The organism is Flavobacterium sp. 103, from assembly GCF_003096795.1.
Taxonomy (GTDB): Bacteria; Bacteroidota; Bacteroidia; order Flavobacteriales; family Flavobacteriaceae; genus Flavobacterium.
The window spans coordinates 3,376,928-3,391,117 of sequence record NZ_QENX01000001.1 but is presented as its reverse complement, the minus strand read 5'-3'; the positions used below and the strand labels follow the sequence as shown (position 1 = coordinate 3,391,117).

Annotated in this window: 15 protein-coding genes; 10 read left to right on the top strand and 5 right to left on the bottom strand. The window is 34.2% G+C overall.

Annotated features, from left to right (window positions below; all coding sequences use genetic code 11):
- The first annotated feature begins 14 nt into the window (after positions 1 to 14).
- The 5 genes from C8C85_RS14395 (at position 15) to C8C85_RS14375 (ending at position 3,555) form a co-directional block, all read left to right on the top strand.
- Complete coding sequence (locus tag C8C85_RS14395) at positions 15 to 986, top strand: D-alanine--D-alanine ligase (protein WP_116797680.1); 972 nt, start codon at positions 15 to 17, stop codon at positions 984 to 986.
- A gap of 124 nt (positions 987 to 1,110) precedes the next feature.
- Positions 1,111 to 1,725, top strand: a complete 615-nt coding sequence (locus C8C85_RS14390; RefSeq protein ID WP_116797679.1) for a hypothetical protein — start codon at positions 1,111 to 1,113, stop codon at positions 1,723 to 1,725.
- Positions 1,726 to 1,773: 48 nt separating this feature from the next.
- The gene (locus C8C85_RS14385; protein ID WP_116797678.1) at positions 1,774 to 2,346 is read left to right on the top strand and encodes a TMEM175 family protein; all 573 of its coding nucleotides are present in this window, start codon (positions 1,774 to 1,776) and stop codon (positions 2,344 to 2,346) included.
- Positions 2,347 to 2,352: 6 nt separating this feature from the next.
- Entirely contained in the window at positions 2,353 to 2,817 is a 465-nt protein-coding gene (coaD, locus tag C8C85_RS14380; RefSeq protein WP_116797677.1) for a pantetheine-phosphate adenylyltransferase, read from the top strand.
- A 159-nt stretch (positions 2,818 to 2,976) separates the two neighbouring features.
- Positions 2,977 to 3,555 (top strand): PhnA domain-containing protein, encoded by a 579-nt coding sequence (locus tag C8C85_RS14375; protein WP_116797676.1) that lies wholly within the window; start codon positions 2,977 to 2,979, stop codon positions 3,553 to 3,555.
- A gap of 71 nt (positions 3,556 to 3,626) precedes the next feature.
- Here C8C85_RS14375 and C8C85_RS14370 read toward each other — a convergent pair whose 3' ends face one another.
- The 3 genes from C8C85_RS14370 to C8C85_RS14360 all read right to left on the bottom strand — a co-directional run bounded on the left by C8C85_RS14370 (position 3,627) and on the right by C8C85_RS14360 (position 7,148).
- Positions 3,627 to 4,067, bottom strand: coding sequence for a hypothetical protein (locus C8C85_RS14370; RefSeq protein ID WP_116797675.1), 441 nt, complete (start codon positions 4,065 to 4,067; stop codon positions 3,627 to 3,629).
- Between the two features lie 236 nt (positions 4,068 to 4,303).
- Complete coding sequence (locus tag C8C85_RS14365) at positions 4,304 to 5,653, bottom strand: DEAD/DEAH box helicase (RefSeq protein ID WP_116797674.1); 1,350 nt, start codon at positions 5,651 to 5,653, stop codon at positions 4,304 to 4,306.
- Between the two features lie 298 nt (positions 5,654 to 5,951).
- Positions 5,952 to 7,148, bottom strand: coding sequence for a BamA/TamA family outer membrane protein (locus tag C8C85_RS14360; protein ID WP_116797673.1), 1,197 nt, complete (start codon positions 7,146 to 7,148; stop codon positions 5,952 to 5,954).
- Positions 7,149 to 7,438: 290 nt separating this feature from the next.
- Here C8C85_RS14360 and C8C85_RS14355 point away from each other — a divergent pair, with 290 nt between their 5' ends.
- Complete coding sequence (locus tag C8C85_RS14355) at positions 7,439 to 9,169, top strand: M14 family metallopeptidase (RefSeq protein WP_116797672.1); 1,731 nt, start codon at positions 7,439 to 7,441, stop codon at positions 9,167 to 9,169.
- Between the two features lie 10 nt (positions 9,170 to 9,179).
- Here C8C85_RS14355 and C8C85_RS14350 read toward each other — a convergent pair whose 3' ends face one another.
- Positions 9,180 to 9,782: an NUDIX hydrolase gene (locus C8C85_RS14350; RefSeq protein WP_116797671.1), complete on the bottom strand. Its 603-nt coding sequence runs from the start codon at positions 9,780 to 9,782 to the stop codon at positions 9,180 to 9,182.
- Between the two features lie 7 nt (positions 9,783 to 9,789).
- On the opposite strand from C8C85_RS14350, the gene pyrE reads away from it, so the two are divergent.
- Entirely contained in the window at positions 9,790 to 10,431 is a 642-nt protein-coding gene (gene pyrE / locus C8C85_RS14345) for an orotate phosphoribosyltransferase (protein WP_116797670.1), read from the top strand.
- Positions 10,432 to 10,497: 66 nt separating this feature from the next.
- Positions 10,498 to 10,890, top strand: coding sequence for an SRPBCC family protein (locus C8C85_RS14340; protein WP_116797669.1), 393 nt, complete (start codon positions 10,498 to 10,500; stop codon positions 10,888 to 10,890).
- A gap of 77 nt (positions 10,891 to 10,967) precedes the next feature.
- Here C8C85_RS14340 and C8C85_RS14335 read toward each other — a convergent pair whose 3' ends face one another.
- Positions 10,968 to 11,696: a biotin--[acetyl-CoA-carboxylase] ligase gene (locus tag C8C85_RS14335; RefSeq protein WP_116797668.1), complete on the bottom strand. Its 729-nt coding sequence runs from the start codon at positions 11,694 to 11,696 to the stop codon at positions 10,968 to 10,970.
- 96 nt (positions 11,697 to 11,792) lie between these two features.
- Between C8C85_RS14335 and rsfS the strand changes: the two genes are divergently transcribed.
- Both rsfS and ftsH read left to right on the top strand, forming a co-directional pair.
- Positions 11,793 to 12,164 (top strand): ribosome silencing factor, encoded by a 372-nt coding sequence (gene rsfS, locus C8C85_RS14330; protein WP_077374189.1) that lies wholly within the window; start codon positions 11,793 to 11,795, stop codon positions 12,162 to 12,164.
- A gap of 15 nt (positions 12,165 to 12,179) precedes the next feature.
- Positions 12,180 to 14,105 (top strand): ATP-dependent zinc metalloprotease FtsH, encoded by a 1,926-nt coding sequence (ftsH, locus tag C8C85_RS14325; RefSeq protein ID WP_116797667.1) that lies wholly within the window; start codon positions 12,180 to 12,182, stop codon positions 14,103 to 14,105.
- Positions 14,106 to 14,190: the final 85 nt, after the last annotated feature.

Below are 14,190 nucleotides of genomic sequence, written 5' to 3'. Positions count from 1 at the left end.
ATTAAACGTTTAAAATGAAAAACATTGCCATCATCATGGGCGGCTATTCAAGCGAATACAAGATCTCACTCATCAGCGGAAACGTAGTTTATCAATTCCTGGACAAAACCAAATACAATGCCTTCCGTATTCATATTTTTAAAGAAAAATGGGTATATGTTGATGCCAATGATGCCGAATTTCCAATAGATCGAAATGATTTTTCGATAAACATAAACGGAAGCAAGCAAACTTTCGATTGCGTTTTCAATGCCATTCACGGAACTCCGGGTGAAGACGGATTGATGCAGGCCTATTTCGAATTGCTAAACATTCCACAAACCGCCTGCGATTACTACCAAGCTGCTTTAACCTTCAACAAACGCGATTTATTGTCGGTATTAAAACCATACGGGATCAAAACTGCCACTTCCTACTACCTAAATAAAGGAGACATTATTAACACGGACGAAATTGTACAAAAATTAGGTTTGCCTTGTTTTGTAAAACCAAACAAAGCTGGTTCTAGTTTTGGTATTTCAAAAGTAAAAACCGCTGCCGAACTGCCAATCGCCATCGAAGTGGCCTACAAAGAAGACAACGAAATCATCATAGAAAGTTTCCTTGATGGTACCGAAGTTTCAGTTGGAGTCATCAACTACAAAGGAACAGTAACTGTTTTACCAATAACCGAAATTATCTCCGAGAATGATTTCTTCGATTATGAAGCCAAATACCAAGGTAAGTCACAGGAAATTACACCGGCTAGAATTTCGGATGAAATGACCCAAAAAGTAGGGGAAATTGCAAAACGTGCCTACGAAGTGCTTAAAATGAAAGGATTCTCCCGAAGCGAATTCATCATTGTGGACGGCGAACCGCATATGCTCGAAATGAATACCATTCCCGGCCTAACAACCGAAAGTTTGATTCCACAACAAGCCAAGGCTGCCGGCATTTCACTGGAAGACTTGTTTACAAATGCAATTGAGTTGGCACTAAATTAAGTTACTGAGATTCTAAGCTGTTAAGTTTCTAAGACTCATAATGGCTTAGAATCTTAAAAAATACAATATAAAAAAAGTCCTTTCAGTAAATTCCATTAACAACAAAAAATAAATTTTTCGCAGAATGATGGTATTGATTGGAACAAATGAAACTTGCTTATTAAAAGGAACAATTCCTAATACAGAATGCCCTAATTGCAACTTTCATTCGGCAATAGATTATAGCATTTTTACCAGATATACCTCATTAACATTTATCCCATTATTCCCTGTTGGAAATACAATAAATATCGAATGTAATAATTGCTCAAAAGAAATTGATTTTGACGATTTAGATGAGAATACTAAAACAAAACTCATCGATGAAAATAAAAAGACTAATCGAAAAAGACCTATTTGGTTATTTTCCGGTATCATTATATTGATTTGTTACATCGCCTTTTATTTTGTCAACTTATTTCAAACAAATAATGAGGCTGAAACTTTAATAAAAACACCAACTTTTGGCGATGTTTACAATGTGAAATTTTCAAATGGCTATTATTCATCAATGAGAATAGATAAAGTGACTAATGACAGTGTTTACCTTACTCAAAATGATTATGATGTATATTTACAGTCAGAAGTTGAAGAAATAAACAAAACAGAAAATTACACAAACCAGAAAATTAATTATTCAAAAAAGGATTTATTAAAGCTATACCATAAAGATGAAATATTCTCAATTACAAGAAAATAAAAAATCTTAGTAACTTAGAATCTCAGAAACTTAGAAACTAAATAGAAAATGAACAAAACCAGAATTGAAGCCTTTAGCGATGGCGTTTTAGCCATTATCATTACCATAATGGTTTTAGAAATAAAAGCGCCTGAAGAAGATAGTTTTGAATCGTTAAAACACTTGATTCCTGTTTTCTTAAGCTACGTTTTGAGTTTTATTTATGTTGGGATTTATTGGAACAACCATCATCATATGTTTCAAGTGGTTAAAAAAGTGAATGGCTCTATTTTGTGGGGCAATCTTTTTTTACTCTTTTGGCTCTCCTTAATTCCGTTTGCAACAAGCTGGATTGGAGAGCATCATTTTGCAGCAGTGCCAATGAGTATTTATGGCTTTGTCCTACTGATGTGTGCTATCGCCTATAATTTGCTCCAAAATAAAATTATAAGACTCGAAGGTAAAGATTCAATTTTGCACCGTGCAGTTGAAAAGGACTTAAAAGGTAAACTATCGGCATTAGCCTATCTTTTGGCAATTCCCTTGGCTTTTGTCTCACCTTGGATTTCTGGTCTGCTTTATATTGCAGTAGCAATGCTCTGGATTGTTCCAGATTCAAGAATTGAAAAACAACTAAATTAAATTGAAATGAAGAAAGCAATATTCCCAGGATCCTTTGACCCGATCACTTTAGGTCACGAAGATATCATCAACAGAGGTATTTCGCTTTTTGATGAAATCGTAATTGCCATTGGGGTCAATGCCGAAAAAAAATACATGTTTTCACTCGAGGAAAGAAAACGTTTCATCGAAGAAACATTCAAAAATGAACCCAAAGTTACCGTCATCACTTATGAAGGCTTAACCATAGACTTATGCCATAAAATCAAAGCCGACTTCATACTAAGGGGATTACGCAACCCCGCCGATTTCGAATTCGAGAAAGCCATCGCCCACACCAACAGAAGATTGTCCAAAATAGAAACGGTCTTTTTATTGACCGCAGCACGAACTTCCTATATCAGCTCTAGCATCGTGAGAGACGTTATCCGAAATTTTGGTGAATACGAAATGCTGGTTCCAGAAGCCGTAAGGGTTAAATTGCATAAGTAGTATTGGTTAATGTTTTGATTTAGTACAAAGATTTTGAAGAAATGGAATTCTTTGAAAATTATAAACTCTGATACTACCAGAAGACACGAGCAAAACATAAACTTGCAAAACCTAGCATTTAAGCGTAATTTCGCAACCTAAAATAACACACACCTTATAATGAGCTTCGAAAGAGAATTAAATAAACGCAGCGGTTCCAAATGTGAATTATGCGCTGCCACTGAAAATCTAAAAGAATTCCAAATTTTGCCTACCAAAAAAGGTGGATTGGACGAAAGTATCTTTGCCTGTCCTACTTGTATTGACCAAATTGAAAATCCTGGTCATGAAGATTTAAACCACTGGAGATGTTTGAACGACAGTATGTGGAGCGAACATATTCCTGTTCAGGTTTCAGCTTGGAGAATGTTGAGTCGTTTGCGTAAAAATGGTTGGCCACAAGAGCTTTTGGAGCAAATGTATTTGGATGAAGACACTTTGGAATGGGCACAAGCCACGGGTGAAGGAGAAGATGACGAAAACAAAATCGTACACCGAGATGTAAATGGCGTGATTTTAGCGCATGGAGATTCGGTTGTATTAATCAAAGATCTAAAAGTAAAAGGATCGAGCATGGTTGCTAAACAAGGAACTTCGGTACGTAACATCCGTTTGGATCATGAAAATGCCGAATACATTGAGGGAAGAGTAGATGGACAACAAATTGTGATTATTACACAATACGTTAAGAAAATATAATTTCGGTTTCCATAAAAATAAAAAACGTCCCAATTCATTGGGACGTTTTTGCTTTATAATGTTATTTCAATTTAGCTTTTTTGGAACAATTTTTCAACTTGCTCTTTTGATAATGGCTCAGAAATATGAGTAGCACTAGCCTCTTTGTTTGAAACCATAAACTGTACAGTCGTTTTATCAGAGCTTACAATATAATGCAACCAAACAAAATTATTAGGTAATTCCAATTTTACATCATTCAAAGGACTTGCAGTAAAACCTTTTGAAATGATACCATAAAGACTTTGGTAAGCATTATCGACATTTTTAAATGTAAAAGCTTTTAAAGCTGACTCTTCATCCTCACTTTGAACAGTTGTATAAAAAAAGGTAAACTCATCTCCAATTTTTTGAACATAAAAACTATTATTTACTCTACCCAATTTTTCAACTGGCACAGTTTCAACAACTTTAATTTGGCTAAAACCAACAGAACTAATAAACAAAACAGCAATCGCAATAATTTTTTTCATAATTTATTTGGGGTTTAATGATATACTTTAGTAGGTAAGTATTTGTTAGCAAACATAATAATAAAAAGAAACAACTCCTTTCTATTATTATGTTTTTATCAACACTAATTTATTTTTTTTGTTTGTAAATTAAAACTGCAACTCATAAGAATTTAGATTGCAGATTTTAGATTGCAGATTGCATAGAAAATAATGATACCAGAAAATTCTAAATTCTGCACTCTGAAATCTGTAATCTACTCCTCTTCTTTCTTAATAACTTTTCTTGCTACTTCAATCTTGAATTTCTTCCCTTTCATTTTTTCATCTTTTACATGATGCAGTAAATCTTTGACTTTATTGAATTTCACAGCTGCAAATGAGATAAAATCTTTCACTTCAATTAATCCTAAATCTCCTTTTTCCAGTTTCCCCTTTTGGGAAAAGAAACCTACGATGTCAATTTTATTAAGTTTGTTTTTCTTTCCGCCACTAATGTAAATGGTTTGAAACTCTGGAGGTTTTGGCAGTGAGGTTGCGTTTTCAACATTAAACACTTCCATACCGTAATCCAGATAGTCCATTTTTTTCTCACTCTCATGAGCAATTACATATGCAGTTCCGGAAGCGAGCATACGAGCGGTACGTCCATTTCTATGGGTAAACTCATCTTCTTTCAAAGGCAAATGATAGTGGATTACATGTTTCATTTCGGGGATATCAAGTCCACGAGCCGCCAAATCGGTGGTGATTAAATAACTCATGCTTCCATTCCGGAATTGAATCAATGATCGTTCACGTTCGTCCTGATCCATCCCACCATGATAATAAGTGGCATAAATCCCTTTTTCGTTTAGGGTATCGCTAATACGTTCAGCAGCATCACGATGATTGCAAAAAACAATCGCCTGTTGTGATTTTAAAGAACAAATCAAATTAAACAAACTTCCCAGTTTGTCTTTTTCTTTCGAAACAACCATTTTGGTGGCCAAGTTACTTTCTTGTTCCTCTTCAGTTGGGATAAAATCCAAAATCGTTGGATTCACAACTCGAGTATATTTTGGAATTTCAATATCCGATGTAGCCGAAACCAATACTCGTTTGTTTAGTTTACTCAGTTTTCCAATGATAAAGGACATTTGTTCGTGGAAACCTAACTGGAGCGATTTGTCAAACTCATCCAAAATCAAAGTTTGGATTTTGTCCAATCGAAAAGTACCTCTGTCAATATGGTCTGCAATTCGGCCCGGAGTTCCAATTAAAACTGCTGGAGGATTACTCAAATTTTTGATTTCTGTATCGATGGAATGACCGCCGTAACAAACGTTTACTTTGTAATCGGTTCCCATTTTTTTCCAAACCTGTTCGATTTGCAATCCTAATTCACGAGATGGAACCAGAATCAAACATTGAACCGATAAAATTTCGGGCTGTAACATTTCGAAAATTGGCAATAAAAATGCCAATGTTTTTCCCGAACCTGTTGGAGAAAGCAATAGAACATTATTGTCATTTAGGATGACATCTTGCGCAACTTCTTGCATTTCATTTAGGCTTTCGATACCTAAATTCAGTAATATATTGTTGGAGTGGTGTTTCTTATTCATTTTGCAAAGGTAATCAAAAATAACACTTTGATTTCTTTGCTAATATTTTTCAAAATTAAACATCGCAAAGACGCGAAGTCGCAAAAAAAAATAAGTCCTAAGCTTTGCTTCTTTGGGTCTTCGCGAGAAAAAACAAAGCTTAAATTAATCACATTGCCCTTTAGCCCCGATAGCAGTGAAAATCCTTTTTATTTTTCCTTTAAAAATAAAAAGATTGAAACGGATAGCGGGACCAATGCCGGCTAAAATGCGCAATCTTTCTGCTCCAAAATTAATTATTGTCTGAACCAGTATAACTTTAAAAAGCTTCGGTAATCCTGAAATAAATTCCCCAATCCCCACGACCCACTGCGGCATCAATTCCAGCATTTATTTTTTGACTGTCCTTTTCAATCACCTGATAACGTATTCCGGCACCAATGCTTGGCAATGGCTTACTCCAGGAAGCTCCAGAATTGTACCAATCTCCCGCAGCAGCTCCGGTTTCTGACTTTCTGTAAGCGATTCCTAGTCCAGCAAAACCGACATATCCCCATTTTTTATAAAAATTATTTCGAAACTCAGATTGAACTGTATAGGTTTGATTTCCTCTATATTCCCCTTGTGTATATCCCCTCAAATCTGTTTGACCGATATAATCCTGCGCAGCAAAAGGGACGTCGCCAAAATTGGCTTTCATTGCAAAGCGACTGGCTAAAATTTTGTGCTCACCCAATTTTTTATAATGGTTTACATATAACATCGTTTTAACGAAATCTTCGTCGTTATCAAGCCAAGAGGGTATGCTTGCAATTCTACCGTCTATAAAAATACCTGAACTTGGATTATAGATACTGTTTCGGGTATCAAAACTAAAGGGTATGGCCAGTGAATTGGTATTATTCGGATCAACTAGTTCTGATTTGTCCGGAAGTGTGACAATCACATCTGTACGTATCATTGATCCACCTATTCCCAAATAAAAATTTTCAAAAATCCTTCTCTGTATCGCAAATGCAAATAGGCTTCCCTTTGTAGTATAAGGAGTTTCATAGACACTTGTCTGGCTCCCTTCATCTATATCTTCAAAAGTTTGATAGGCCTGGAAATTATAGTTTATGTATCCTACTGCTGCGAGTATTCTCCAGTAATCTTCCTTAAGATAAAGACGTGTCCCAAATATAATGTAGTAAGAGTCATTTGTCGCATAATTTCCCACCGCCACTACTCTGGAAAGAGGCACCTTCTTTGAATTGTCAGCCTTGAAAAAACCCATTGCAATGACCCCGGCTCCAAGCCCCTGGGAACGGTCGTATGTCAAAGTAGGCATAGGCATAAAGGCAAATTTCTTTTCTTTCTTTTTTATGGTATCTGCCTTTTTTACGGTATCCAAATTACTAACCAATATTATCGACCGTATTTCTTTTTTAGAGAATAGCGATTTTTCATTTTTCGAAAATGAAAAAACATAAAAAGTACTAAATAAAAATGCAAGGAGTAAGAAGCTTCTTTTCATTTGAAATTAAATTTTGGATACAAAAAAATGATAATTGTAAAAATTCAACTATCAAAAATAAGCATAAACAAGTTTAAAAACGATTTTTATTCCCCTATAAATTGATTAATTATCAACGAATTACGAACTGCACATCATCAAAATTGGCATTCATGTTAACTATTCTTTTATAGTACAAAAAAAATACAATCGCAATTATCTTAATCCTTCATAAAAACCTTCTTCCAGATTTGAGACAAAAAATAATTATAAATTAATTACATTTGAAACCCACATTCAAAATTAACCTTATGCAATTAATACGCTTTTGTTTCCTACTGATCACAGTTTCTGTTTTTGCCCAAAAAAACAATAAATACAGTACTTTTTTCGAAAAAGGAAATGGAAACCAATCGGCTAATTATCAAGAAACAATTACTTATTATACCCTTTTGGCTCATGATTTTCAAACTATCAAAATGGAAAAAATGGGACTGACGGATAGTGGCGAACCATTGTACATGATTACTTTCAATCCTGAAAAAAAATTTAATTTTGATGAAATTCAAAAAAACAAAGCAGTATTGTTTCTAAATAATGGAATTCACGCAGGCGAACCCGATGGTATAGATGCAACGATGCAATTGTTTCGTGATTTAGCTTTAGGCAAAATCAAAACACCTAAGAATACGGTAATAGTTACGATTCCAATTTACAATATCGGCGGTGCTTTGAACAGAAACTCAACTTCAAGAGCCAACCAAGAAGGACCAGAAGAATATGGTTTTCGAGGCAATGCCAGAAACTATGATTTGAATCGCGATATGATCAAGTCGGATACCCGAAATACCAAAAGTTTTATTGCTATCTACCATAAAATAAATCCAGATGTTTTTATCGATAATCACGTGAGCAATGGATCTGATTATCAATACAAACTGACCTATATAATGACACAGCACAATAAATTGGGTACCGTTTTAGGAGATTATATGAATACCGAAATGATGCCCTTTATTGTAAAAGATTTGGAGCAAAAAAACATTCCGACAACACCTTATGTCAATGCATTCGAGGAAACACCCGATAATGGTTTTGTGCAATTTTCGGATACACCTAGATATACAACAGGTTACACTTCTCTTTTCAACACTATTGGGTTTGTTGTTGAAACCCATATGCTAAAAAAATATGCTGATCGCGTAAAAGCTACTTATGAATATATGATTTCTACAATCGATTTTACCGACTTGAATTATAAAAAAATAAAAGAATTGCGTGCCAAAAATGAAGAACAATATAAACCTAAAAAGTCGTACCCTATTGAATGGAAAATAGACAGCTCCAAGGCAACAACCTATTTGTTTTCAGGGTTTGAGGCTTCTTACAAAAAAAGTGAAGTTACAACAGGCCAACGATTATTTTATGACAGAACCAAACCCTATCAAAAGAACGTTCCTTATATAAAAGAATATAAATCGGTTAAGGATGTTACGATTCCAAAAGCCTACATTATCCCAAAAGGATATTGGAATGTTATTGATTTATTAAAAAGTAATGATTGTAGCTACACACAATTAAAAAAAGATACTATTATTAAAGTAGAAAGTTATAAAATTGCAGATTACAAAACTTCAAGTCAAGCTTACGAAGGGCATTATCCCCATAGAAATGCAAAATTAACTACAACTATTGAGAATAAAACCTTTGCCAAAGGAGATTATGTGTTTTCTACAGAACAAAAAGCGGTAAAATATTTACTGGAAACTTTAGAACCCGAAGCTGTTGATTCGTTCTTCAATTGGAACTTTTTTGATAGCATTTTACAACAAAAAGAAGGATATTCAGAATATGTTTTTGAGGATTTAGCTGCCCAACTTTTAAAAGACAACCCTAGTTTAAGAAAGGAATTGGATACCAAAGTCAATAATGACCCTGCATTTGCAAAAAATAGTGAAGCACAATTGGATTGGGTTTATAAACATTCTAAATTCTATGAAAAAGAACATTTACAATACCCAGTTTACAGATTACTCAACTAATTGGCTCTATTCATTTGATTAATTTTTCTTCTTCAAATAGAAGCTTAATATTCTCATATGAATTTCCCAATGCTTTTGGAATTTCACTTGGCTTAAACCAAGCTACTTTTTCAATTCCTTCTTCTAATTGTCCCATTGGAATGCCTTCAAAGGTAGATTGCATTTCAAACCAATGGGTAATTTTTAATTTGTATTTTCCATTTCGTTTAAAAATATGGTAAGTTTTCTGAAGTTTTTTAACAATTTTCAGTTCATTTACACCAGTTTCTTCTTCAACTTCTCGCATGGCGGTTTCTTCAATTAACTCTCCTTTATCGGTACCGCCTTTTGGTAAATCCCACTTTCCATTTCTAAAAATAAATAAAACCTCCCCTTTTTTATTATAAACTAATCCACCTCCCGCTTTATTTACAGGAATTTTTGCTTTCAAAGTTTTCATAATCACACTTTCATCAGGGTGATAGAGATAGGCTTTCTTAATTTTATTTTGAAACATTTTCACAATAACCTGCTCGATATCAATACTATCCAGCAAGAAAAGTTGAAAATCAGTCTCCTTGGAGATTTGATTTGTCAAAAAAAGTGGTTTGTCGTTAACAAAAACTTTATACATTTGTATTATGATTTTTAATAAAGATACAGCCGAAAAAACAGCCGAATTGCTTTTGCAAATAAATGCAATTAAATTGAATCCAGGAAATCCTTTTACATGGGCTTCTGGATGGAAATCGCCTATATATTGCGATAATCGTTTAATCCTCTCGTTTCCAGCCATAAGAAATTATGTTAGGGACGAATTTTCTAAAAACATCGAGAAACAATTTGGTAAACCAGACGTTATTGCCGGTGTAGCCACTGGAGCAATTGGAATAGGAATGCTCGTTGCAGAAAGTATGGGACTACCTTTTGTTTATGTTCGACCAGAACCAAAAAAACACGGTCGTCAAAACCAAGTAGAAGGTTTTTTGCAAAAAGGACAAAGCGTAGTAATTATAGAAGATTTAATAAGTACTGGAAACAGTAGTTTGCTTGCCGTTGAAGGCTTACGGGGAGCAGGAGCAGTTATAAAAGGAATGGCAGCTATATTTACTTATGGCTTTGACGTTGCAGACCAGAACTTCAAAAATGCTAAAATTGATTTGTACACCTTGAGCAACTATCAAAATTTATTGAATTTAGCCGTTGCCAAAAAGTATATTACAGAAGAAGAAGAGCAAACTTTGAGAGAATGGAATGGAAGTCCGTCAACCTGGAGTGTTTAAAATAGAACCTTTCTGATTTTAAATAAAATTCCTTTAAAACAAAATAACAAACAATACATAAAAATAATGAACTTAGAAAGTCCAAAAGTTACTGTTGAAAAATCAAGTCAAGAATTATTCGATTTATTGAGTGATGTAAAAAACTTCGAAAAATTAATGCCCGATAATATCGCAAAATTTGAAGTTATCGGAGAAGATGCTTTTATTTTTGGATTAAAAGGAATGCCCGAAATCAAATTAAAAATGAAAGAGAAAGTAGCGCCAAACAAAATTGTATTGGGTGCTGCAAGCGACAAACTTCCATTTACCTTAGTCGCTAATATTGAAACTATTTCAGAGCAATCAAGCGCTGTAAAACTAGATTTTGAAGGCGAATTCAATGCAATGATGGCTATGATGGTAAAAGGCCCAATCGGGAAATTCATCGAAACCCTGGCAAACAATATGACAAAACTTTAGTGTTTTTCTACAAAGAGCAAAAGCCTTTTAGCTAAAACTAAAAGGCTTTTTTATTGGCGATAAGAACAAATCTCGTTTTAATACAGCATTTGCACTTCTTTGAGGTTGTATTCGCAAATACTATCGTCTTCCAAAAGAATCTGAAGTTTACCTATTGAAGAAACCCCTTTTATAATTCCCATAAAATTGTTTTCATTTTCATCTGTAAACGCTGTAGGAACTCCCATTTTAAATAATTCAGTGCTATATTCTTCCCATAGATCAGAAGCTATTGCATCGTAATTAGCTATCATTTGCTCCATTTCTGCAACTATACCCAATAGAATTTCTTCTTTATCAAAAAAGGAATTGCATATTAAAGCCAATGATGATGCTCTGGGCAAATTTTCAAATTGCATTTGATTTACATTCAGTCCCAACCCTACAATCGATGTAATTGCTCCAGTTCCTTTTATGCTATTCTCAATCAATATGCCACCTATTTTTTTATTAGCTGACATAATGTCGTTGGGCCATTTTACACTTAATTCAGGAATATTGTACTTTTTTAAGGTTCTAATTACAGCCAACGAAACCACTACGTTCAGGTTAAAAACTGCTTCATTATCAAACAAAAAATCCTTAACCAAAACACTCATTATAAGGTTTTTACCAGACTCAGAATCCCACTTAGCTCCCATCTGCCCTTTCCCTTTCAACTGATTTTCAGCAGTAACTACAGTAAAATTTTGGACCTCTTGTTTGTTCGACAAACCTTTTAGAAACTCATTTGTAGAATCTATGGCATCGAGTTTGATTAGCTTCATGTGTACTTTTTTTTGTAAAACATAATTTAATATTATGTTAAGGTTCAAAATTAATCACAAAAAATGGTAACTTTACAAACTTATATAAAAAATTAAATGGCGAAAAAGACTATAAACAATGATGTTCTGTTGGCGAACATTATAAAAGGAATAGAAGAAGTAAAAGGAAGTGATATCGATATTTTAGATTTAAGAGAAATAGACACCGCAGTTTGTGACTATTTTGTTATTTGCAATGGTAACTCAAACACTCAAGTGAATGCCATTGTCAACTCTATTCAAAAAACAGTTTCTAAAGATTTAAAAGACAAACCTTGGCATGTTGAAGGTTCTGATGTAGCAGAATGGGTTTTGATGGATTATGTACACATCGTAGTGCATGTATTCCAAAAACACATCCGTGAATACTACAACATTGAAAGTCTTTGGGGTGATGCCAAAATCACTAAAATCGAAAACAAATATTAAAGAAATAATCTTCTAATGGCTAAAGATAATAATCCAAATTCAAATAAATTTAAAGTAAGTCCTTGGTTAGTTTACACTGCAATACTATTAATTTTTCTAGGAATAAGTTTTGTAACTGGTGGATCTAGCTTTCAAGAGCCTGCTCAATTAACTTCTTCTAAATTTAATTCTTATTTAGAGAAAGGACAAATCGAAAAAGTAATTGTTTACAATAAAAATGAAGCTGAAGTTTATTTAAATGCGAAAGCTTTAAGTGATCCAGAACATAAAAAAGTATCAAAAGACGTACTGGACAGACCTAACAAAGGTCCTCATTATTCGTTTGACATTGGTAATGACCAAATTTTTCAAACCAAATTAGAAAAAGCAGTTGCTGAAGGAAAATTAAAAGATTTTAATTTTCTGCAAAAAAGCAACTGGACTGATCTTTTTGTAAGTCTGTTGCCAATAATCATCATCATTGGTGTTTGGATTTTTATTATGCGAAAAATGTCCGGTGGCCCAGGTGGCGGAGGCGGTCAAATTTTCAATATTGGAAAATCGAAAGCCAAGCTTTTTGATGAAAAAACAGATATTAAAACTACATTCAAAGATGTAGCAGGTTTAGAAGGTGCTAAAGAAGAGATACAAGAAATTGTAGAATTCCTTAAAAACCCTGAGAAATATACCAATCTAGGAGGTAAAATACCGAAAGGAGCTCTGCTTGTAGGACCTCCGGGAACTGGTAAAACATTATTGGCAAAAGCCGTTGCTGGTGAAGCTCAAGTACCTTTCTTCTCTTTATCTGGTTCAGATTTTGTTGAAATGTTTGTAGGTGTAGGTGCTTCAAGAGTACGTGATCTTTTTAAACAGGCCAAAGAAAAATCTCCGGCAATTATTTTTATCGATGAAATCGATGCTGTAGGTAGAGCTAGAGGAAAAAGCAATATGTCAGGTGGTAATGACGAAAGAGAAAACACATTAAACCAATTATTGACTGAAATGGATGGTTTTGGTACCAATTCAAATGTAATTGTTTTGGCTGCAACAAATAGAGCCGATGTTTTGGACAAGGCCTTAATGCGCGCAGGTCGTTTCGACAGACAAATTTTTGTTGACTTACCGGATATTCGTGAGAGAGCCGAAATATTCTTGGTACACCTTGCACCTTTGAAAAAAATTGAAGGATTGGATACCGACTTTTTAGCTAAACAGACCCCAGGTTTTTCTGGAGCTGATATTGCCAATGTTTGTAATGAAGCTGCATTAATTGCCGCAAGAAACAATAAAGAAGCTGTTGACAAACAAGACTTCTTAGATGCAGTTGACCGTATTGTAGGTGGACTTGAAAAGAAAAACAAAATAATTACTCCAGAAGAAAAAAGAGCCATCGCCATTCACGAAGCTGGACACGCCACTGTAAGTTGGATGTTGGAACACGCTGCACCGTTAATTAAAGTAACTATCGTTCCTCGTGGACAAAGTCTTGGTGCTGCTTGGTATCTTCCAGAAGAGCGTTTAATTGTTCGCACAGATCAAATGCTAGATGAAATGTGTGCAACTATGGGTGGTAGAGCTGCAGAAAAAGTGACTTTCGACAGAATATCAACAGGCGCTTTAAGTGATTTAGAAAAAGTTACCAAACAAGCTCGTGCTATGGTTACCGTTTACGGATTAAATGATAAAATTGGAAATGTTACCTACTACGATTCAAGCGGACAAAGTGAATACAGTTTTTCTAAACCTTATTCTGATGAAACAGCCAAAGTAATTGACAAAGAAATTTCAGATCTTATCGAAAGCCAATACCAAAGAGCAATAAAGATTTTAGAAGATAATAAAGATAAATTAGAGCAGCTAGCTGCAATCTTAATCGAAAAAGAAGTCATTTTCAAAGACGATTTAGAAACTATTTTTGGAAAAAGAACTTTTGACAAAAACTTAGGTGAAGTAGTATCGTAATTACATAAAAAACACAAATATTTAAAATCTTAATTCAAAACCCTGTTTTGAATTAAGATTTTTTTATCTTTGAACGTTTTCAAGT

What these genes read in the sequence shown, in the direction of transcription:
- C8C85_RS14375 (WP_116797676.1), top strand. Translation starts at nt 2,977, where the DNA reads ATGAGCTTCGAAAGAGAATTAAATAAACGCAGCGGTTCCAAATGTGAA.
- C8C85_RS14370 (WP_116797675.1), bottom strand. Translation starts at nt 4,067, where the DNA reads ATGAAAAAAATTATTGCGATTGCTGTTTTGTTTATTAGTTCTGTTGGT.
- C8C85_RS14390 (WP_116797679.1), top strand. Translation starts at nt 1,111, where the DNA reads ATGATGGTATTGATTGGAACAAATGAAACTTGCTTATTAAAAGGAACA.
- pyrE (WP_116797670.1), top strand. Translation starts at nt 9,790, where the DNA reads ATGATTTTTAATAAAGATACAGCCGAAAAAACAGCCGAATTGCTTTTG.
- C8C85_RS14365 (WP_116797674.1), bottom strand. Translation starts at nt 5,653, where the DNA reads ATGAATAAGAAACACCACTCCAACAATATATTACTGAATTTAGGTATC.
- C8C85_RS14355 (WP_116797672.1), top strand. Translation starts at nt 7,439, where the DNA reads ATGCAATTAATACGCTTTTGTTTCCTACTGATCACAGTTTCTGTTTTT.
- C8C85_RS14350 (WP_116797671.1), bottom strand. Translation starts at nt 9,782, where the DNA reads ATGTATAAAGTTTTTGTTAACGACAAACCACTTTTTTTGACAAATCAA.
- C8C85_RS14385 (WP_116797678.1), top strand. Translation starts at nt 1,774, where the DNA reads ATGAACAAAACCAGAATTGAAGCCTTTAGCGATGGCGTTTTAGCCATT.
- C8C85_RS14335 (WP_116797668.1), bottom strand. Translation starts at nt 11,696, where the DNA reads ATGAAGCTAATCAAACTCGATGCCATAGATTCTACAAATGAGTTTCTA.
- C8C85_RS14395 (WP_116797680.1), top strand. Translation starts at nt 15, where the DNA reads ATGAAAAACATTGCCATCATCATGGGCGGCTATTCAAGCGAATACAAG.
- ftsH (WP_116797667.1), top strand. Translation starts at nt 12,180, where the DNA reads ATGGCTAAAGATAATAATCCAAATTCAAATAAATTTAAAGTAAGTCCT.
- coaD (WP_116797677.1), top strand. Translation starts at nt 2,353, where the DNA reads ATGAAGAAAGCAATATTCCCAGGATCCTTTGACCCGATCACTTTAGGT.
- C8C85_RS14340 (WP_116797669.1), top strand. Translation starts at nt 10,498, where the DNA reads ATGAACTTAGAAAGTCCAAAAGTTACTGTTGAAAAATCAAGTCAAGAA.
- C8C85_RS14360 (WP_116797673.1), bottom strand. Translation starts at nt 7,148, where the DNA reads ATGAAAAGAAGCTTCTTACTCCTTGCATTTTTATTTAGTACTTTTTAT.
- rsfS (WP_077374189.1), top strand. Translation starts at nt 11,793, where the DNA reads ATGGCGAAAAAGACTATAAACAATGATGTTCTGTTGGCGAACATTATA.